The following is a 20,342-nucleotide window of genomic DNA, read 5'->3' as shown; positions in this document are numbered from 1 at the left end:
CGATGTCGGCCAAGTGGCGGCCCACATCGGCGATCACGGCCCTCGCGGCACACCCGGCACACCCGGCACACCCGGCACACCCGGCACCCAGTGTTGCTGCCGCATCTGTCGCGCGTCCTGCAAGATCGAGCGCAAGTGTGTCGACGATGTCGCGTTCCGCCATCTCGCCGCCGGGCAGGGCCCGGACCGCCGGTCGCTGTCGTGGTTCCGCCGCCGTCATCTGGACGGCCTCGCGGACCTGTTCACTCAGTACCTGTACCTCGCTCACAAGCTCGGCGGGGTCAAGATGGGCCGCGTCGCCCTGGACGGCACCAAGCCGGAGGCGAACGCTTCCAGGCACAAGGCCAAGGGCTACGGCCGCATGGTCGACAAGGAGGAGCATCTCGAAGCTGAGATCGCCCAGTTGGAGGCCAAGGCCGCCGCTCTGCCGGCCGACGCCTAGACCCCCGACTCCGCCGAAAGCGAAGGGTTGGGTCGGCGGCAAGGAGGTCGACGTGCCCGCCGAACTGGACCGGCGCGAGAAGCGCCTGGCCAGGCCGCAGGCGGCCCGCACGCGACTCGAGGCCCGAGCGGCCGCCGAGGCACGCGACGACTCGCTCTTCCCGAAGTACAAAGGCGGACGCCCGAGAACCTTCACCCTCCCTCGGAGTCCGTACTCCGTCACGAAGTTCTGGACCGTGTCGCCGCCCCCCCGAAGGCTCCCCACGCGCACGTGGACCGGGGGAATCGGGGCGGGCGGTCGGAGCCCCTGCCTACCGGCTCGACCGGCCGCCGTCGGCTTCACCGGGGACATCAGCTCGTTCGCGGCGGTGAAGGCGCTGCGCCAGGCGGGAACGAAGATGAGCCTGCTGGCGGCGGTGCAACTCCAGGTGGAGGCAGTGGCCAGTCCGGAGGGCCAATCCGGAGTGATCCGGCAGCCCCCGAACACGCGGGGGCTGCCGCAGGTGTCGCGCTGCTCATGAGGTCAGGTAGCAGGCCTTCCGCACGTCGGCCAGCGGATCCGTGCCGAACGTCGACGACGTACAGGCGGTGCCGCCGGTGAACGCCTTGTACACGAAGCTGCCCCGGGCACCGTACGCGACGGTCCGCTGCCTGCTGAAGGCGCACGTACCGCCTTCGTCCGCGCAGGCCGTGGCGTAGCCGGGCGGGCCGCCGGTCGCGGCGTAGCAGGTCTTCGACTCGCCGGGGATCGAGTCGCCGAACGTGGCGTCGGTGCACGGCGTGTCACCGGCCGCCGTGATCGTGGCGAACGCGCCGAAGGCCCCGTACATCACCGGCTGTCCTGCGGCTGCCGGGCAAGTGCTCCCCTGGGAAGCGCACTTGGTCCAGCCGCCGGCCGGGGCGCCGTCGGGTGGCAGGTAACAGGACTTGGCGACACCGTCGATGGGATCGCCGAAGTGGGCGTTGGTGCAGGCGACGGAGCCTTTGGCTACCTGGTGGGCGAAGTTGCCGTTGGCCCCGTAGGCGACATCACGGTTGTAGCCGGGCACGGCGCAGGTGCCGCCCTCGGCCGCGCAGACGGTGTATCCGGGCGGACCACCCGCGTCGGCGACGTAGCAGGACTTGACGAGGTTCGACGCCGGGTCGCCGCCGAAGGAGGCGTTGGTGCAGGCGGTGCTGCCGGTCGCCGTCTTGTATGTGTACCTCCCCGCGCCGTAGGCCACGGAGCGGGTGCCGCTGAAGGAGCACGTACCGCCCTCGCCCGCGCACCGGGTGAAGCCCGCCCGCAGCGCACCGGTACCGGGATCGCCGGGGTTGGGCGGATTGCCCAGTCCGGTGGCGCTCACGGTGTAGCTGCCCGGGGCGACGCCGGTGAGGTAGACATAGGTGTCGTCCTGGCTCGCGCCGGTGATGCCGGAGGTGGGTGTGAAGGTTCCGTTGTTCCAGACGGTGGTGCCGTTCACGGACACCGAGATGCTGCCGCCGCCGAGCTTCGGGACGCCGATGCGGCCGGTGGTGCCGGACGGGCTGGTCAGGTGCGCCGAATAGGCGCCGGCGGCGGGGTCACGGGACCAGGACGCGTTGACGGCGCCCTGGGGCAGGGTGATACGGCCCTCGGCGCTGGTCAGGTCGCCGGGGTGCGGCACGAAACGGTACGCGCCGGTCGCCGACTCCGGCGCGGTGCCGAGCACGTCGAAGGTGAGCGTGGAGGTGGGCGCGGTGGACCAGCCGTGGGCCAGGCTCATGAACGAACCCCCGTAGGCGAGGCCGCCGTCGGCCCTCACGCCCTCCCAGAAGGTGCTCTTCGTGCCGATGTCGCTGGTCAGCATGTGGCCCCAGGTGCGGCGGATCTGCGCCAGGGCGGTGTAGTCGTCGTTGGCGGTGAAGCGGGCGTTCAGCTCCATGCCGCCCGCGAAGGGCGACACGTTGCCGCCCCATTCGGGGGTGGTGGGGCCGTACACGCCCCAGTTCTTCCCGAGCCCCGCGATGACGCTCTTCGACTTGGCCGTGGAGTCGGTCAACCCGTACCAGACAGCGAGGGAGTTGCCGTCCTGCGGGTAGAGCCCGCTGGTGGGGTTGTCCTTGTACATGCCCTTCGAGGCGTCCCACAGCAGCGAGTTGGCCGCGGTCTTGATGGCGGCCGCCTTGCCGTTCCAGCTCGCGGCGAGCGCGCTGTCGCCCTCGGCCGTGGCCAGGGTGGCGCCGCCCCTGAGCGCGGCGTACAGCAGTGCGTTGGCGGAGATGTTCTCGCCGCCCTGACCGACCCGGGCCCAGTCCTGGGTGCGGGTCACGCTGAGCAGGCTGTTGCCGTCGATCTTGTTGGTGATGAAGGCCATCCCGCGCTTGTAGTTGGCCCATTCGGAGTCCAGCCACGCCCGGTCTGCCGAGTAGGTGTAGTACGTGGACGTACCCAGCAGCGTCCAGGTGTGGTAGGTGTCCGAGCCGGTGAGGTTGAACGGCGGTCCCGACCACGGGATCTCACCCTGCGCCGACTGCGCGTTGTACATCGTGGTGAGCGCGTTGCGGGTCGAGGCCAGGTCGCCCGAGTACGCGTACTGCGTGGGTACGGCGATGCCCATGTCGCCGGGCCACACCGTACGGTCCCGCTTGGCCCCGTCGACCAGGACGGAGTCACCGACGCCGACGGTGGCGCTGTTGTCCCACGCCGAGGCCGGCGGGGGCCAGGCGCGGCCCTGGCCGGAGGCGATCGTGTTGAGCTGAACGGTGTACGCCCCGGCGTACCAGATGCTGTTGAGCAGATCGTCGCTGGAGGTGAAGTAGTTGGCGTAGTCGGCCGGGTCGGCCTTCCCCGGAGCCGCTGTGAAGTTGAGGCTGACGCCGTTGAGGTCCACCCAGCCCGAGGTGTCGAGGAAGACGGTGAGGTAGCGGAAGCCGCCACGCAGTTGCGCCGTGGGCATCGTGTAGGTGCCGTTGGCGGAGGCCGTGGCGTAGAGGGCCCCGTCCTCACCGTCGCGGCCGCTGCTGCGGTCGCTGTTGTTGCCTACGTACAGGGACGATTCGCTGAAGGCGAGGCCGACCCGTTGGCCGTTGTCGCTGGTACCGCCGAAGGACAACGTTGCCAGGCCGCCGACTTCCTTGCCGAAGTCGAGGGTGATGGCCGACTGCGAGCCGGAGATCCGCGTCGACTGCCCGCTGAGGACGTTCTGCGGGTTCGCGACGCTGCCCGAAGTCCGGTGGACGACGGTCGGCTTGAGGGTGCGGGAGGTAGGCGAGTAGTTCGAGGCAGCAAGACCCGCCAGGGGTCTGGACGTCGCCGCAGCCGACGCCGCCCCGGACGCGGGAGAGGCCGCACCGGCGGACGGCGCGGGGGCCACGGCCAGCGCGGCGGCCACGAGCATGGCGAGGCCAAGTAGGCGCCCTGGACAGGGCATTCGGTTCAGCGGGGGCCGGCGGCGCATGAGTACCTCCCGGATCGGATACGGAAAATGACTGCTCGAATCGGCGACCAGCCGCTTGAATCGATTCAAAAAGATCGCCCGTGAGGGCCTGGGACTGAAGTGGCAGCGGGTGTGCGAGATGACTCGCCGAAGTTCGCACCGAATGATGGGCGCACGAAAAGCGGGTGTCAACCCATCGCACCATCTGTCAACTCCATTGAAAAAGCAGCCTCTTGCGGCATTGACATGGCATCGCCAAGCCAGTTCACTGCCTCGGAGACAGGTATGGACCAGTGCTCGATTCCCGCCCGACTCAGCGGCAGCCGTCGGCCCAGCCGCCACGTCCTTCGACCGGCGTCCCCCATCGTGAAATCGAGGCGAGTTCCGGTGTCCTCACGAAGCTCCGACATCGTTGTCAGATCACGGCTCCTCAGCTTCCTGCTGACGGTCGTTCTCGCGTTCGTGGCACTGGTCCCGGCCGCCACGCCGGCGACCGCGGCCGCCGCCACCCAGGTGTGCGTACTGGCCTGTGACACGCTGGACCCCTCACAGGCCCGGCAGGAGAGCTTCCCCGTGCCGAACAAGGACCTCAACGGCCGTCGCCTCGAACTGCACGTGTCCGACGCGGACGACATGGCCTGGGCCAGCATCGACAACGGCGTCACCGGCGACTCGGTGTGGCTGGGCCGCTCCTGGGACGGCGGCGCCACCTGGGAAGGACTGCTCGGCAAGGCGAGCATCCCGAGCACCTGGACCGGCACCAGGACGCTGATGTACAACATCACCGATCCCCGCAATCACCGGCGCGAACTGGTGCGGGCCTGCGGCGACGCCGCCGGCGTCGGCTGTACGAACTGGGTCTACCCCACCGTCTGCGACACGCTCTGCGACGGAACCAGCGCCGCGCAGGCGGCCGGCGACGACCAGCCGGTCCCGTCGACCACCCTCTACGGCCGCACAATCCGGCTGCACGTCGACCAGAAGAACTCCATGACCTGGGCGAGCATCGACACCGGTGGCGCCGGCGACGAGATCTGGCTCGACCGCTCCTGGGACGGCGGTTCGACCTGGCCGGACGGCTCCTCACTCGGCCGCACCAGCACCCCGTCCGGGGCCACCGGCACCCGTACCGCGATGTACGCCACCCGCGATCCGCGCGGCCTCCTCCACGGCGGCGCGGTCCGCGCCTGCGGCCGGGAGGCCGCCCACCAGGAGGGCAGCTGCACCGCGTGGGTCAGGCCCGCGCCGACCAGGGCGCGCGCCGCGGCGGACGCGCTGATGACCTCGTACGACCCGTACAACGGCTGGTGGCCCAGCAGTTGGTGGAACTCCGCCGCGACCCTGACCTCGCTCATCGACTTCGCGAAGGCCACCGGCAGGCACGACTACGACTGGGTCGTCGCGCGCACCTTCGACCAGAACAAGGGCGTCTTCGCCGCGGGTGTGCGCAGCTCGGACGCGATCGAGGGCCACTTCATCAGCCGTTCCATCGACGACTCGGGCTGGTGGGCCATCGCCTGGCTCGACGCGTACGACTACACCGGCGACTCCCGCTACCTCGACGAGGCCGTCACGATCGCCAACTACGTGCAGCAGTACTGGGACCCCGGCACCTGCGGGGGTGGCGTGTGGTGGGACCGCGAGCGCACCTACAAGAACGCGGTGACGAACGGGCAGTACCTCTGGCTGACCACGGCGCTGCACCAACGCATCGCGGGCGACACCGTATGGCTCCAGCGCGCCAGGACAGCCGCCAACTGGTACCGGTCCAGCGGGATGATCAACTCCTCGGGGCTGGTGAACGACGGGCTCACCTCGGCCTGCGCCAACAACGGCGGCACCGTGTGGAGTTACAACCAGGGGCTGGCCATCGGCGGCTTCACCGAACTGTGGAAGGCGACCGGGGACGGCGCCCTGCTGGCCACCGCGCGGACCCTTGCCGACGCCGCGATCAGCAGCCCGGCGCTGACCCGGGACGGAGTCCTCACCGAGTCCTGCGACGTCGGCTCCGCGTCATGCGACGACAACCAGAAGCAGTTCAAGGGCATCTTCATGCGGAACTTCGCCGACCTCGCGAAGGCCACTGGTTCCAGTACCTACCAGAGTTATGTTCAGAAGCAGGCTGACACGCTGTGGGCGCACGACCGCAGCTCCCTCAACGCCCTCGGCGAACGCTGGGCCGGTGCCGGCCCCCAGCAGACCGACTGGCGTACCCAGGCCAGCGCCCTCGGAGCCCTCACCGCCGCCACGGGATGACGACCGGTGGGGGGCCGGGAAGGGACGGGGGGCGGGGGGGCTGAACGCCCGGTGCACTTCGAAATTGGTGGATGGTGCCGCGACACCGCAAAAGTTGGCGCGGATCGACTCGCGTGGCTCGTCGCTCAGTCGGGTGTTCAGTCGGGTGTCCCGGCCGAGTCGGCCGGTCCGGAGTCGTTGTCCAGGGCAGACCGTTCGACGTCGTCGCTGGTCGCCGGCCCAACCGGCCGGCGCCAGACATCGCCCGACGCTCCCGAGTCCCGTCTTGAGGCCGCTAGGAGACTCAGCCACCGCTCTTTCGGCGGAACGACCGCTGACTCGCGGCCGGGCCGTGCGCGCCGTGGACCTTCGACCTGTTGGTGTTCGCAGCGAGGTCAGCGGCGTCCGCCTGGACACCACGCTTGCGCGCCAGAGCCTCCCGGAACTTGCGCTTCAACTCGTCCTGGCCGTCGTCGTCGGGCGTGAGGGAAGGGCTCTCGCCGTCAACCGGCTCTTCGGCCGACGGAGACTCTGCAGGCATGGTGACCTCCTGGGACTGGGCAGTGGAAAGCACAGCTTGTCACGGCGGGCACCCCTCGAGGCACCCGCTCCTCCCATCGCCAACCGCCATAGCGGCTCGTTGACGCTGAACCTGGATGAGGACTCCCCGCCGCCGATCAGCGCACCGGACCCTCCACCTTCACCTGCCCCGACGGCCTGGTCGGCCCGTGCTCCGGCTGCCAGCGGACCACCCACAAATACGGCAAGGGCTGCCCGCCCTGCGCCAGGCCAGTGGTGCATGCCCCCCGCCCACGAGAACTGGGGCTCCACCGCCCGCTTCACCAGCACCCGCCCCGTCGCGCACTGCTTGCGCGACGCGGGCAGCGCACTCCTTGCGCGACACCGGCGGCCGATTTGTCGTATTCCGAGGCCGTCGATGTGAAGCGCCTCACTGCCTGGGTGCTTCAGATCGGGCATGCGCGATCATGACCGGATGGACGCTCGTTTCCTTGGCATCGCTGAGCTGGTCGAGGCCCCGTCCGTGGCGGTCGTAATCGACGTCATGCGTGCTTTCACGGTGGCTGCCTGGGCCTTTGGCCAGGGGGCGGAAAAGATCGTTCTTGCCGAGTCGCTGGACGAAGCCCTGGCTCTCAAGGCTCGCCACCCGGATTGGGTGGCGCTCAAAGACGGTCCGCCCGCGCCCGGGTTCGACACCGTCAACTCGCCGGGCCTGCTGAGGTCTGTCGACCTTGCAGGACGGACCGTTGTGCAGAAGACCACGGCAGGGACGGTCGGCGCTCTTGCGGTCAAGGAGGCGTCGCTGGTGCTGTGCGCCGGCTTCGTGGTGGCGGAGGCTACGGCTCGGCTCTTGCGGACACGCGAGTGCGAAAGGGTCACGTTCGTAGTCACCGGCGAAGATGGGCACGCCGAGGAAGATCTGGCGTGTGCTCAATACATCGCTCGGAGGGCCACTGAGGCTGGGACGGATGCAGTTGAGTTCCTCCGCCGCGCTGCCGGGTCGCGCGCCGCCGCCGAGCTGGCGGAGGGTGTGCGTCAAGGAGTCCATCCTGATGACGTCGCGCTCTGTCTTGAGCTCGACCGGTTCCCCTTTGCCATGGTGGCGACCTTGGAGGACTCGCTCATGGTCCTCCGTCCGCGCGCCATGCCCTCGCTGACCGACAAGGCTTCGATCTGATCGCTGGTGAGGTCCGACTCTCGCAAGCGGAACGGATCACCGCTCCTGCCTCTCGGCCCACCGCACGACGTAGGGGATCACCACGACGCGAGCAGGCCGCACATCAGCAGCGCGACCGCCCTTGGGGTCTGCCATCGGAGGACCGCGTTCTGCTGGTCACGACGTACTGGCGCACGAACTTGACGATGCGACAGCCGATCTCGGCATCGTCGGCTTGGCTTCTCTTGCTTCGGCAGGCCCTGCACGTGCCCGGAACTGTGGCTTCCATCATGGCGAATGTGATCTTGTCCTGGTGAGATCACCGGATGCTCGGTTTCCTCCTCCGTCTCCTGCCGTTCTGGGTCCGCGAGCCCCTGCTCATCGCGGTCGGGTCTGTTTTCGGCGTACGCATCATGTATCTCGCCGTCCGCGATCACGATCGGGTCGCGGCCGGTCTGGGCGTGGTGTTCCTCGCGTTCACCGCAATACGCGTCTACGTGGTGGTCCGGGCCCTGCGCGCACGCCGGAACCCGAGTCCGGCAGCCTCCGCGACCGGGGCGGCAGTCGTTGCTGCCGCCCGGCCCCAGCCACAGCCCCAGACCCAGGCCGGTACCGGGCCGCGTCCTGGCCCGAACACTCCGGAGAAGGAGCACAACGCATGGAGCCAGGCCGTCGCGGCCGTGGCCGTGTTCGGGGCACTCGCGGCCACGCTGTGGCTGGGCCCACGCTTCATGCCGTCCGAGGACAACGCCCCGCAGCCCGCCTCGTGTTCGGACGGGGCACACGAGGAGCTTCCGAAGGCCTACAAGGACACTCCCCGGCCTGTGACCGGTGAAGAGCTGTGCAAGGCGCTCAACCGGCCAGACCTGGCCAAGCTCCTCGGAACGCCTGGAGAGACCGTGACCACGGTTTCCGGCACCAACAACACCGCTCCTCTGACTGAGGGGAAGGTCGCCCAGCCGGAGGCCGAGATCACGTTGGACACGTACACCGTGAATGTCTCGGCCAGTTACAACGACCTGTCGACCGACCAGTACGTGAAGCTGATGAAGTTCGGGGACGAGACGGACATCAAGACGCTCAAGGTTCTCGGTCGGCCCGCGGTCCTCTCCTCGGATCACACCATGAAGCTCGAGATCAATCTCGGGAGTGGCGGATCCGGCGGACCGGTCGAACAAGGCCCCCTGGCCAGGACGCTGTCCGTGGCCCTGGACCGTAATGACCGAGGCGGCTACTGCGACTTCACCGTGTGGAGCACGTCCGGAGCCCTCCCGAACGACAGCGTTCTCCTCGACATCGCCGAGAAAGTTCTTCCGAGGATCCCCGAACGACGTGTCCGATGAGACGCACCGGGCAGCTGAAGGTCGTACTGGAGGGTCGGGTCGTCGGACAGGACGGGCAGGTCGACACGGGCTGACGGTTCCGCCCGGTAGGCGGTGCCGTCGTCGAAGGCCTCGGCCACGCCCAGAAGCACGGGCCGGTACCCGTCGAGGTCACCGAAGGCGCGCTGGGCGTCCAGGGCACCGTCCCACGTTTCCCCGCCGCCTCGGCCTCCGGGGCGGACACCAGCCACAGCCACGCCGGGGCGTCGGCGGCGGTGCGGGGCTTTGAACCGGCGGCGCCGTCAGCAGCATCAGCAGCCGGGTCCTGCCTGTGGCCAGCCGCAGGCGTCGACACAGGCGTGCCGCCGGACGGCCGCCCAACTCCACCGCGATCGACCGCCGCCACCCCGTCAGACCGGTACTCGACCGGCGGTGCCGATCGGTCAGGCCCGGCACCTGCTCGACAAACGTCTTTCGGGAACACCACTTCCGGTCACGGAAGTATCGGCACACCCGAAGCCGGACCACGACTCGTCGCGAGCCCAACGGCCTCTCGTCGAAGCCGCGTTGGTACGAACCGTGCACCCGTCTCGCCTGCTTGCGGCAGCCCGGACAGCGACCAGGCCCTCATGCGGAGACCCTCCATCACCAAGGCACCGGAGAGTCGCTGAACGCTCAGCTCGCCCAGCGATCCCACCTGAGACGGGCTTCGGCCCACAGCCGCGGGCCCGGCGCAGCGCCTGACTAGTAGGGTCCTGGCATGCCGTCTTCCACCGCCCCGAAGTCGGCCACGTCTCGGGGCGTGCTCTCGTCGCTGCCGCGACCGCGTACACGTCGCCAGCGGCTCGCCACGGCTCTCGGCGGCAGTCTCGCCGTGATCGCCGGTGTTACGTGGTTTCTGCTGGGCACCGGACCCCGACCCGGCGATCACGCCCCCATGGCCATATGCGCCATCGACGGCTTCACCCTGACCCTGCGCGCCGACTTGGACGCGGACGGGCACCTGGACGAGATCAACGAGGTCACCAGCTCAGTGGTCTTCCAGAGGGACGATCACCGGACCATTGTCAAAGTCGACGCTGCCCGCGGATCCTGGCAGAAGCTGCGAGGTTCGTGGAGGAAGGACATGAAGACGCGGGGAGCCTTCGGCGACTTCGACGGCGACGGTTATCTCGACCTGGCCGTCTTCTACAGCCAGCGCAACAATGGCGACGCACCGCAGCACAACATGGTGGTGCATGAGGTGCACTACGGGCCTCTCGCCCGCGACCTGAGCAGCGACCGGACCGGCACCATCCGCGTGGGGTCATCGTCGTTCGTGTACGAAGCACGGGCCATCGACGCCAACCACGACGGCCGCGCCGAGCTGGAGGTCTTCCAGTCGGTCGGGGACGGCGGCGTCTCCCGCCGCATCGGCCGGCAGGACAGGGGCGGCGTCTCTGTGAGCCGTGAGGAGACCGGCTTCTACGGGGAGTCGGACTTCCCCTCCCGCTACCCCGACGCCCTCCACTACGGCGCCTGCGAAGATCGCTAGTGCGCCGGTCCACGGACTCCCGTCATGGGGAGCTTCAGCGAGCAGACCGGCTTCGCGACTCGTCCTCGCCCGGCCGGGATTGCGACAGCCTGCACGCCGGAGAGTACGAGGTCGACTGCCCGCACTGCGGCGTCGACTTGTTCGTCGTGTGAGTGTCTTCACCCGGTTCACATGGCCCTCGGGCGCGCTGCCTCGGCCGAGGGCTCTTGCCAAACCTGATTCCACGGAATGCGGGTGTGGCACGCCATGTGGCTGCAGCGCATCGAGGCCAAGATCGCCTCTCCAGGAGCGGGAGGCCGAACAGGAACGTCAGGCCGGGCACGGCGACACGTCGCGATCCCGCCCGCAAACGATTGGCGATCGGTGCGGTGCCGGTAGGTTCGGAAGTCATGCGGATCACGAAGTACACCCACGCGTGCGTGCGGCTCGAACACGAGGGCCGCGTGCTGGTAATCGACCCCGGGACGTGGAGCGAGGCGGCGGCCCTGAACGGTGCGGACGCCGTGCTGGTGACCCATGAACACGCCGACCACGTCGACGTCCCGCGCCTGGCCGGGCTCGGCGTCCCGGTCCATGCCCCGGCCGATGCGAGCATCCCCCGGCTGGAGGTGACCGGGGTGTCCTCCGGCGAGACGTTCACCGCTGCCGGTTTCCGCGTGAGGGCGGTCGGCGGCCGTCACGCGTTCATCCACGGCGGCGAGCCGGACTGCGCGAACCTCGGCTACATCGTCGACGAGGCGGTCTACCATCCCGGCGACTCGCTGCACGTGCCCGAGCAACCGATCGAGACACTCCTGGTCCCGGCGCAGGGCTCGTGGTTGAAGACATCGGAGGCCATCGACTTCGTCAAGGCGATCGCGCCACAGCGGGCGTTCGCGATCCACGACGCCCAGATCAACGACCGCGGCCTCGCGAGCGTCAACGGCTGGCTCGCCCAGGAGACCGACCATTGTTACCGGTACCTGAGCCCCGGCGAATCGATCTGAGGCTGAGCACGGGGCGGAGCCCGCGCGTGACGCTGTCAGAGAGACGCCACCCAGGCCGCCGTTTCTTCGGGGTGCCGGAAGCAAAGCGTGTCGAGCGGGGCGAAGCTGGAGTCGAGGGTGCGTCGCTCGATTTCGTCGTGCCGGGTTCCGTGTTGCGACCAGGACCACCAGGCCGGGTGGTCCCGGCGCAGCCACTCTCGCCAGGTCTCCCGGTTGCCGCCGAAGATGACCTCGCGGGTGACGGTGCGCCGGATGGACCGGCGCAGGACCCGGGGCATGACCACGTGCCGGGGGTAGTCCAGCCAGATCACGGTGTCGGCCCGGGTCCACAGTAGATCGCGGACTTCCGGGTGGCCGAGCGAGTCGACGATCCAGCGAGGCCCGGCAGCGAGCCTCGACACGTCCTCGGCCAGCTTGTCGTTGACGGCCCAGCCGGGCCCGTTGAAGAACAGCGCGTCCATCTCGTGGTACGGCATGCCGAGGCGGCCGCTCACGGCTCGGGCGAGAGTGGACTTACCCGCTCCGGTGACGCCCACCACCAAGATCCGTTCCATCCGCGCACCGTACACCTGAGGTCGGCGACCTGCTGTTCCCGCCCCCGGCCGCGCAGGCCGGCCGACTGACGGCTTTTTTTGCCCCTGACCCGGCGTCTGATTCGGACACGGGCAGCACGGACCGCCGCCGGACGACGCCGGACGACGCCGATCGTCGAGTCCTCAGCCGTACTGGCCGAGGAGCGCTCGGAGGTGGTCCTCCGAGCGCTGGGCGAGAACGGCCGATGTCCGATCTTCCCTCCCGATTTCCCGCCAGGGCTCGTTGACCTTCTCCGCGTCCGGCGCAAAGGCCAGCGCGTCCGGCACACGCTAGTACAGGTGGTCGGCCAGGTCATGGCTGAGCGTTCCGCCGGCCGCGATGCAGTGGTCCGCTGGCCACATGCCGACGCTCACTCCGTGCAGCAGAGCAAGCGCGGTGGAACAGTGGGCCACGTCCAGGTCAGCGGGTCCCCAGCACGTCTCCACCCAGTCCACGACACCCGTGACCGCCAGGGCGGCTCCTTCTCCCGCGAAGAGCGCGTTCCCGGGGTGGAAGTCACGGTGCGGGAAGCATGGCCGGCAGGCCGGGGGCGGACGGCGAATCACCTCCACGGCGCGCTGCCATATTTCCGGCTGTTTCGAGCTCTCGGGAAGCGCCACCGCTCCGGACTGGTCCACGCCTGGTAGACACGCGGTCGCGCACCTTCTGGGGCTCCTGAGGCTCGTCCAGATCGGTTTCCGCCTGTGCAGGCGAGGCCGCGCAGGCGCCTTCGGCTGCGGCCTGTTCACGGGCGGAGCCGTCGGCTCGGCAGGTCCCGTACCCGCTCAGGCCCGCGGCCTCCCACCGGCTAGGGCAGCAGAGGACAGGCTCCGGTCCGGAAGAAAGGCCACTTCCCGGAAGCGGCCACGAGGCGCTGCCCTTGGAGCAACCCGTCCAGGTGTGACCGAGCACTTCACTTGGCCGGTTGAGCAGGTGGAAGACGGCGGCCGCCGCGGCGCCCGACCCGGTGTGGCAGCCGGCCCGCGATGTCGTCCCGACAGGACGGCTGTGCCGCGCGGCGTTGTCATCGCACGTCGACGTAGTCCGTGACCATGGGGCTCTTCAGATAGTGGGCTCCGGTGCTGCGTTTCAAGGCAACAGCCCAGGTGCCGTCCTGGGCGGCCTTGAGGACGATGTTGCGGATCCGGCCCTTGGAGTCGGTACCCAAATCGCTGACGTAGCGGTAGGCGGAAGCTCCACGGGGCCGGAAATACAGGTCGAGGCCTTCACCGGCGAGCGGCTTCCAGGTGGTGCCCGAGGAGTACTGAAGCGTGCCTGCGAGGTGGAGGAGGCCGTTCTTGCGGATCGGTTCGGGGGAGACATTGAACCCGGTGATCCGCGTGGCGTAGCGGCGGAGGTGGACGGGATCGGTGGTGCTGCCCGCCAGGTCGGCGTTGCCGTTGAAGCGGGCACGCCAGTAGGCGTCCTTCGGCGCGGTGAACGAGGTGCTGAACTCCTCGTCGAAATTGGCCTTGTTGTAGCGGAGCTTCACGGGGAGTGTGGATGCGGCCTTCCAGCCGGTCCTGCCGTCCTTGGAGTATTCGATGGTGACGGCCGGGTTCGTGGGCCAATGAGCGCGCCGGTCGCTGTAGTACATCCATCCCGAGACATGGAGCCGGGAGTCGTCGCCGAGCGTGGCCGTCATGTCGAGATGGGTCGTGTAGGCCACGTGGAGGCTGAAGGGCTGAACGGCGATCTGCTCGAACGGTGTTCCGCCGAGGAGGAGTTGGCCGGACGGAGCGGGACTGTCCGTGGGAACGCGCAGAGTGTAGAGCCCGTGATCGTCCGTGGTGGTCTGGGCGACCACGAATTCCGAAGTGCCGGTGGGGCTCTGGCCGAAGAGGGTGAGCGATGTGTGCGGTAGTGGCTGCCAGCCGTCGGCCGTCTGGACCTCCGCACGGCCGGTGACAGTACCGGTCGTTCCCTGGCGCAGGTTGAGGGCATGTGTGCTCGCCGTGAATCGGGTCGGTGCCTGCACGGCGGTCACGTGCTGCTCGGGCGTGTCCAGGATGATCGCCCCGGGGTACGCGCCGGAGGCGCCCGGCCACGCCTTGAGGTCGGCCGACGGCCAGGTGGGGACAAAAGAGACGGCGAAGCGCCCGTCGGCTCCGGTCTTCGCGTCGATCCTGCCGTACCGGGAGGTGATGTCCACCGGGAGATTGGCGGCCGGGACAGGAGCGTCGGGATTCCGAGGATCCTCGGCGAGCACGGTCCCGTCGGCGGTGACCTCCTGATGGAGGTAGTCCGGTCCGGTCGGAGCGACGGAGAAGTCCGGAATCGTGAGAATGGTCCGGTACTGCAGTGTCAGGGGTGACAGGGCGCCGGCGACCGTGGCACCGGAGGAGTCCTCCAGGTCGACGGTGATGCGGTACTCGCCGAGTTCCGCCAGATGGACCGGTGCCCGCCAGACTCCGGACCGGCCGTCCACGCCGGACTGCTGGGTGAAGTCCTCGGTGGATCCCGCCTCGGCTTCGCCGTCCTGGCGACCGACGGGGGTGAAATGCGCGGTGATGTGAGTGATCGGGTTGTCGGAGTGCGCGGTGACGAAAACCATCCCCGGGTAGGCGTACCAGGCGTCCGCGTTGTCCAGGGCAGGTCCACCACCCGGAGCGGCATCAGCCTGGGCCAGCGTGGAGCCGGTGAGCATCGAGGCGGCCAGCACCGTGGCGGTGGTGGCAGAAAGCAGGGCAATGCGTCGCACGATGGTGTTCCCCCCACAGGATCACATGGCTCCCAGCGCACGGCGCCTCCCGACAGGCAGCCCGACATCGCTGTTCACCCGATGCGGATCGCGACCGGGTGATCAAGGACTATAGCGGCCCTGTCCGACAGTCAGTTCTCCCTCCGCCGACGCCTGAACGCGAGTGCTGGACCTCATTCGCATCGCCGGACACCAAGTCAGGAACAGTCGACAGAACGCTCAGCCGGCCGGCCGCGGCGCCGCCACGTTTCCCCTACCCCTTGCCGAACTCCCCTGTTCGGCCGCACTTGTTCGCATTTTCGTCGGCGTGGCCGCTGTGAACCGGACACGCTCATGGGAAAACGAGAGCTCAGGGGCCTGCAGTTGGCCGGAAAGATCGGCCGGAATCGTAGCTGACAGCAGGATTCTAGATCGCGTTACGTGTCATGTCTCCGTCGATTCATGCACAGCCGTCACCGTCCAGACGGAGAGTCACCCCCACGATGGAGGAACCGTGACCGGTTCGATGAGCCGCCGTAGATTTTCCCTCCGCCCGCTCGCGGCACCGCGTACCGTGCTGCTCGGCATCCTGAGTCTGTCCTTGGCGTTCGGCGCCGCCGTGGCCGGAGGCGCCACCGCCTCCGCCGTCGACACGAACTCGCTGCAGGTGTCCGGCACCACCACGTCCGGAATCCACAACACCTACGACCCCAGCGCGTTCACCTATCTCGCGCAGGGCCTCGACACCGGTACCTCGATGATCGAGCTGGACGTCTGGGACGACTTCTTCACCCAGGAGTGGAAGGTCAGCCACGACAGCCTCACCAGCAACGGCAACAACTGCGTCAATGCCTCCTCGGCCGCCGATCTGTACACGGGCAGCGCCAACAAGGACCTGGAGAGCTGCCTGGACGACGTCCGGGTGTGGCTCGGCGCGCACCCCGGCCACGGGCCGCTGATCATCAAGCTGGAGATGAAGGCCGGCTTCCAGTCCAGCTTCGGGATGAGCCCGGCCAAGCTGGACCAGTCGATCACCGCACACCTGGGCAGCCTGGTCTACAAGCCGAACGACCTGCTGAACAAGCCCGGCGGTGGCCAGTACGCCACCCTGGACGACGCGGCCAAGGCCGGCAACTGGCCGACCCGGGCGCAGTTGGCGGGCAAAGTGCTGCTGGAGGTCATCCCCGGCACGGTCGAGGAGAACAACCCGACCGACACCCTGTGGACGGACAAGGAGTACGCGACCTACCTGCGCAACCTGCACACCGCGGGCACCACCGCGCAGGCGAACATCTTCCCCTCGGTGCACAACGCCGCGTCGGGTGACCCGCGCACCCGCTACTCCGACACGACGCTGCGGCCGTGGTTCGTGGCGTTCGACGGTGACGCGGCCACATACATCAACAGTGGCATCGACACGAGTTGGTACGACAGCAACCACTACCTGCTGTTCATGACGGACTCGCAGAATGTGTCGCCGGCTCTCGACGACGTCAGCCCGTCGTCGGCCGACGCGTCGGCACGGGTCGCGCTGCTGGCCAAGGCGCATGCCACGGTCGCGTCGAACGACTGGCGGGGCCTGCCGGACGTGCAGTCGCAGGTCCTGCCACGCGGCTGACCCACGACTGATCCACGGCTGATCCACAGCTGATCCACGGTCGCAGGCCGCGCGGCTGCGGGGATGGGGAACCTGAGCCAACCGGGCCAGTGGCCGGGGCAGTTGATCTTCCGCAGCGTCAGGCTGATCTCGGAGTCGGTCAGGGATGGGCAGGATCGGAGAACATGCGACGGCAGGCACGGACTTCCGCAGGGATCACTGGACTCGACACCCACATGATCTTGGAAGGCCGTGCCTGCTCCGCATCCGGGCCCACATCAGGACAACCCGCTCGACCCGCGACCACGCCGAAGCCCCGGCGTACTACACCTTAGAAGTAGTGCGGCATGAAGTGCTGATTGGGAGAGTTCTCGGTGCACGCGTACAGGGCGAGGTACTTCGGCTGGGTACCCATGGTGTCCACGCACAAGCCCGTGCTCTTTTGCACGATCTCCCAGGTTCCCGGCTCCTCATCCCAATAATGGAGACTGAAGACCTGGGAGGCTTGCCCCAAGCAGTCCCATTCATTGAGGTAGTTGCCGCTCTTGGCATCGGGGCCCCCGTACACGTCGATGCACTTGCCGCTACCGTTGTTGACCAAGTTGAATTCGAACTGGCCTCCACCCGGGGGCCTCCGCAGCGTCCACAGGGACCCTTGCGCATCATAGCTGTCCGTGATCACACGGGTGCCGTTTGCGCTGCTCCTCGCTTCGAATCCAATGAATTTGGCGTGGTCACTATCGCTGATCAGGTCGACCACGGAGCCGTTCGCAGCCAGCTGCGTACGGAAATAGATCGGATAGTGGTCGGAACTCCTGCCGCCGTTCCTCACTCCGCGATAGTTCGCCATGTCGCGAGACGAGATCATGTAGTCGAGCTCGCCACCGCTCTGCTGGGTCGACTCGCCGCTGTGGTAGACCCACGCATTCTGGGCGCGAGCCGCAGTGTGCATTCCCTGGTTCGGGTCCCGATTGAAGTCCCCGATGGCGGTCCACGCATAGCCGCCCGCCGCGCGCGCCTGGGTCGCGATATTGGCTACCAGTTGCTCCGCTTCGTTGCTCGCGCCCGTGGCGGCCGCGTGCAGGCTGTAGTAGATGTCGTTGTCGAAGCGCAGCCCCAGTGCCGGTCGCGCCCCGGCCCGACCGGGCGGAGCGACAAACACCTCGTGGGCCTGCGTGCGCGTGACCATGGCCAGATTGACCCGGCTGTCTCCCGTCGGGCTCATCCAGTACACGTACCGCGTCCCCCACCGGTAGGCACGCACGGTGTAGCCGCCACGGACGTAGGTGTTCAGCAAATTCATGCCGTACGGTGTCGGTTCCGGCCCCGCCTCCTGAACCGCGACGATGTCGTTCTCGTCGCTGATGGCCCTGACGTCGGCCCAACGGGCGCCCTGCGAATTGTAGGTCGCAATGCTGTAGCTATTGGGCACGTCGGCATGAGCGAGGGGAGCCGGCAGGCCGACCGAGAAACCGATGATCCCGATCAGTGCCGCCACTATGGCGGGCACTTTGCCTCGTGCGCGTAAGAATCGGACAGGCGACAAAATGAGACCTACTTCCGGTGGATGGCAGCACGGAGCCTTTTCCAACCTGGCTGTGAATGACAGGTGTTGGCGCGGCTGACAGTGAGCTTTCCCCACCCTCGCACCTCCGCCTGACGTTTTTCTCACGTCCCGCTGACGTCCCGTCATGGGCGGACCGCGATACCCGAATGGTGGGGACCGCCCGGGCCGGCGGAAGCGTCGATCAGTAGGCGATACCCCACCAGGAGTTCGGCCGCGCGGCCCGCGACGGAGAACCGTCGACGGCGGTTCTCGCGTACCGGCCCGAGGAACTCGGCGTGCAGCGATTCCGAACGGGCACCTACCCCGGCCCGGCGGCACTGGGCGGGCTGATCGACGCGGTGCGGGACCACCGGGGACGGTCACGGCGACTGGTCTGCGTGAGCGCACCGGTCTATCGCGGACGCCGCTGACGTCGATGCCGCACCTGCCGGAGGAGGCAGGGGCCGTGACGGCGGACAAGCGTGGCGATGTTCGGGCCGTGCCCGGGCACGGCGGGACACCTGCGTCCGCGAGGCGGCGCGGATCGCTTCCGCCGGTGTCGCGGCACGCGTTCGCCCTGGCGCTCGGTGAGCGTGACCGCGAAGGAGCGGACGTGCCGGGTGAGGGCGTCGAGTTCGGGACAGTGAACGCGGACGGTCTTGAGCTGGAGCTGTTGGGGCTCGGTCAGGGCTTACGGGCGGCTGAGGATGCATCCGGCTCCGACGAGGAGGCCTCGCCCTGGGAAACACCCTGAGGGTTACGGGCGATGCCTCTCGCAGCAGGGCTCGTGGCCGGATGCGCCGACCCGGAACATCCGGTGGCGAACCCGAGCCCGTGCCGCCCGGCGCGAAAATCGGAGCCGCTACGACAATGCCGGACTTCGGTCATGGTTGACCGCCAGGCGTCACCCCCGTCCCCACCAGGGCCGACAACTGCGGGGAATACGTAGCATGCAGGACGAGCGCCGCGCTGCCCACCACCGCCGCGTCCGTGCCGAGCGGGGACGCCTCGACCTCCACGACCCGGATGTGACGGGACAGCGGGCGGCTCTTCAGCGCGGCGGCGACGACCGCGACGTAGCGGGACTCGACGTGCTGGATGCCGTGGCCGCCGAGAATGATCAGGTCGACGTCGATGAAGTTCGCGATGTCGACCGCGACCGAGGCCACGTACTCCGCGGTCTCGTCGATGACCGCCGCGGCGACCGGGTCCCCCGCCGCCGCGGCCACCCGGATGGCGGCGTGGTCGATCGCATCGGGATCCTCGGCGAACGCCCGCGCCAGCGCGCTGTCCGGGTGCGATCCTGCCGCGAGTCTGCGGTGCACTTCGGCGACGATCGCCGTGGGGTTGACGAGCCGTTCCAGGCAGCCCCGGTTGCCGCAGTAGCACTCCGGACCGTCTGGCAGCACCGAGGAGTGGCCGAACTCGCCCGCGTTGCGTGAACCACCGCGGTACACCTGGTGGTTGAGGATGAGACCGCCGCCGATACCGGTGCCGAAGAAGAAGTAGGCGAAGTCCGCCACTCCCCTGCCGGCTCCCGACCAGCGCTCGCCGATCGCGGCGGCGGTGGCGTCGTTGTCGAGGGTCACCGGCAGGCCCGTCGTCTCGCTGAGCATGTGCTGGACCGGCACCCGGGTCCAGTTGGTGAGTTGCGGCGCGCCGACGATCACGCCGTGTTCGATGTCGATCGGCCCGGGAGTGGCGAGACCGATCCCCAGGACCTTGTCGCGGTCGACCCCCGTCTCGGCCAGCACGTCGGCGACCAGTTCGGCCATGTCCTTCACGACCTCGGCCGGATCGGTGACGCTGCGAGCCGGGCGCTTCTTGACGACCAGGGGCCGGCCGAGCAGGTCGACCACGGTGCAGCTCAGCTCCACCGGGTCGAAGTGGAGGCCGACGGCGCAGCCGGCGTCGGCGTTCACCCTCAGGGTGGTGCGAGGTTTACCTCCGGTCGCCCCCTTGCTCTCGCCGTCCTCCCGGATGATGCCCTCCTCGATGAGCCGGCGCACGATGCCCGAGACGGTCTGCGGGGTCAGACCGGTGTACTGGGCGATCTCGACACGGCTGATGCCGTCGGCGAGCTGGATCTGGTCCAGGACAACCGCCCGGTTGTATCGCCCGACCTTGGGAAGGTTCGTTCCTGACTGCCGCACGCACGGTCCTCTCTCGATGCCCCGACAACATATCTTCCCCTGCCCATTGACTTAGTAAAACAAATGGATTTAGTGTCCGGCCGCAGATGAAACATCCCGGACGCGAGGGCACGGACCTGTGCCACCGGAGGCAAGTTGATGTCCATGGAATGCCGCGGGCGGCTCGGCCCGAAGACGCCTCGGCGCGTTCCCGGCGGTGGGG

The 20,342-nt window shown here is 68.5% G+C and carries 14 protein-coding genes and 4 pseudogenes; 10 read left to right on the top strand and 8 right to left on the bottom strand.

Annotated features, from left to right (window positions below):
- Window positions 1–109 precede the first annotated feature (109 nt).
- Window positions 110–587: pseudogene (locus ACFYR3_RS29310) on the top strand (transposase); the annotation flags it as partial.
- 369 nt (window positions 588–956) lie between these two features.
- Here ACFYR3_RS29310 and ACFYR3_RS29305 read toward each other — a convergent pair.
- A complete protein-coding gene (locus ACFYR3_RS29305) occupies window positions 957–3,800 on the bottom strand; it encodes an alpha-L-rhamnosidase (RefSeq protein ID WP_389285119.1) in 2,844 nt (947 codons plus the stop codon).
- 672 nt (window positions 3,801–4,472) lie between these two features.
- Here ACFYR3_RS29305 and ACFYR3_RS29300 point away from each other — a divergent pair.
- On the top strand, window positions 4,473–6,095 hold the full coding sequence (locus ACFYR3_RS29300; protein WP_389285144.1) for a glycoside hydrolase family 76 protein: 1,623 nt from the start codon (window positions 4,473–4,475) through the stop codon (window positions 6,093–6,095).
- 283 nt (window positions 6,096–6,378) lie between these two features.
- On the opposite strand, the gene ACFYR3_RS29295 is transcribed toward ACFYR3_RS29300, so the two are convergent.
- Entirely contained in the window at window positions 6,379–6,615 is a 237-nt protein-coding gene (locus ACFYR3_RS29295) for a DUF5302 domain-containing protein (RefSeq protein WP_389285118.1), read from the bottom strand.
- 453 nt (window positions 6,616–7,068) lie between these two features.
- Between ACFYR3_RS29295 and ACFYR3_RS29290 the strand changes: the two genes are divergently transcribed.
- From ACFYR3_RS29290 to ACFYR3_RS29280, 3 genes and pseudogenes are all read left to right on the top strand, one after another.
- Window positions 7,069–7,770 (top strand): 2-phosphosulfolactate phosphatase, encoded by a 702-nt coding sequence (locus ACFYR3_RS29290; protein WP_389285143.1) that lies wholly within the window; start codon window positions 7,069–7,071, stop codon window positions 7,768–7,770.
- A gap of 110 nt (window positions 7,771–7,880) precedes the next feature.
- Window positions 7,881–7,964 (top strand): annotated as a pseudogene (locus tag ACFYR3_RS29285) (IS5/IS1182 family transposase); the annotation flags it as partial.
- Between the two features lie 111 nt (window positions 7,965–8,075).
- Entirely contained in the window at window positions 8,076–9,092 is a 1,017-nt protein-coding gene (locus ACFYR3_RS29280; protein WP_389285117.1) for a DUF6215 domain-containing protein, read from the top strand.
- Window positions 9,093–9,242: 150 nt separating this feature from the next.
- Here the strand turns inward: ACFYR3_RS29280 and ACFYR3_RS29275 are convergent.
- Window positions 9,243–9,683, bottom strand: a pseudogene (locus ACFYR3_RS29275) (hypothetical protein); the annotation flags it as partial.
- Between the two features lie 148 nt (window positions 9,684–9,831).
- On the opposite strand from ACFYR3_RS29275, the gene ACFYR3_RS29270 reads away from it, so the two are divergent.
- Both ACFYR3_RS29270 and ACFYR3_RS29265 read left to right on the top strand, forming a co-directional pair.
- Window positions 9,832–10,605 (top strand): FG-GAP repeat protein, encoded by a 774-nt coding sequence (locus tag ACFYR3_RS29270; protein ID WP_389285116.1) that lies wholly within the window; start codon window positions 9,832–9,834, stop codon window positions 10,603–10,605.
- A 389-nt stretch (window positions 10,606–10,994) separates the two neighbouring features.
- Window positions 10,995–11,591, top strand: coding sequence for an MBL fold metallo-hydrolase (locus tag ACFYR3_RS29265; protein ID WP_355841473.1), 597 nt, complete (start codon window positions 10,995–10,997; stop codon window positions 11,589–11,591).
- A gap of 35 nt (window positions 11,592–11,626) precedes the next feature.
- On the opposite strand, the gene ACFYR3_RS29260 is transcribed toward ACFYR3_RS29265, so the two are convergent.
- The 3 genes and pseudogenes from ACFYR3_RS29260 to ACFYR3_RS29250 all read right to left on the bottom strand — a co-directional run bounded on the left by ACFYR3_RS29260 (window position 11,627) and on the right by ACFYR3_RS29250 (window position 14,865).
- On the bottom strand, window positions 11,627–12,145 hold the full coding sequence (locus tag ACFYR3_RS29260) for an adenylate kinase (protein ID WP_356784994.1): 519 nt from the start codon (window positions 12,143–12,145) through the stop codon (window positions 11,627–11,629).
- Between the two features lie 162 nt (window positions 12,146–12,307).
- Window positions 12,308–12,828 (bottom strand): annotated as a pseudogene (locus tag ACFYR3_RS29255) (phosphotransferase); the annotation flags it as partial.
- A 360-nt stretch (window positions 12,829–13,188) separates the two neighbouring features.
- Window positions 13,189–14,865 carry a hypothetical protein gene (locus ACFYR3_RS29250; RefSeq protein WP_355841479.1) on the bottom strand — a complete coding sequence of 559 codons (1,677 nt, stop codon included), beginning with the start codon at window positions 14,863–14,865 and terminating at the stop codon, window positions 13,189–13,191.
- Between the two features lie 493 nt (window positions 14,866–15,358).
- Here ACFYR3_RS29250 and ACFYR3_RS29245 point away from each other — a divergent pair, with 493 nt between their 5' ends.
- The gene (locus ACFYR3_RS29245; RefSeq protein WP_389285115.1) at window positions 15,359–16,462 is read left to right on the top strand and encodes a phosphatidylinositol-specific phospholipase C domain-containing protein; all 1,104 of its coding nucleotides are present in this window, start codon (window positions 15,359–15,361) and stop codon (window positions 16,460–16,462) included.
- Between the two features lie 310 nt (window positions 16,463–16,772).
- On the opposite strand, the gene ACFYR3_RS29240 is transcribed toward ACFYR3_RS29245, so the two are convergent.
- Window positions 16,773–17,939 (bottom strand): RICIN domain-containing protein, encoded by a 1,167-nt coding sequence (locus ACFYR3_RS29240; RefSeq protein WP_389285114.1) that lies wholly within the window; start codon window positions 17,937–17,939, stop codon window positions 16,773–16,775.
- A gap of 344 nt (window positions 17,940–18,283) precedes the next feature.
- Here ACFYR3_RS29240 and ACFYR3_RS29235 point away from each other — a divergent pair, with 344 nt between their 5' ends.
- Window positions 18,284–18,418, top strand: a complete 135-nt coding sequence (locus tag ACFYR3_RS29235; RefSeq protein WP_356784988.1) for a hypothetical protein — start codon at window positions 18,284–18,286, stop codon at window positions 18,416–18,418.
- Between the two features lie 125 nt (window positions 18,419–18,543).
- The gene (locus ACFYR3_RS29230; RefSeq protein ID WP_355841488.1) at window positions 18,544–18,741 is read left to right on the top strand and encodes a hypothetical protein; all 198 of its coding nucleotides are present in this window, start codon (window positions 18,544–18,546) and stop codon (window positions 18,739–18,741) included.
- 130 nt (window positions 18,742–18,871) lie between these two features.
- Here the strand turns inward: ACFYR3_RS29230 and ACFYR3_RS29225 are convergent, their stop codons facing one another.
- Window positions 18,872–20,140, bottom strand: a complete 1,269-nt coding sequence (locus tag ACFYR3_RS29225; protein ID WP_355841491.1) for an ROK family transcriptional regulator — start codon at window positions 20,138–20,140, stop codon at window positions 18,872–18,874.
- Window positions 20,141–20,342 lie beyond the last annotated feature (202 nt).

Source organism: Streptomyces sp. NPDC005784 (assembly GCF_042871525.1).
Taxonomy (GTDB): Bacteria; Actinomycetota; Actinomycetes; order Streptomycetales; family Streptomycetaceae; genus Streptomyces.
The sequence above is the reverse complement of the archived record's forward strand: the minus strand, read 5'-3'. Positions and strand labels throughout refer to the sequence as shown.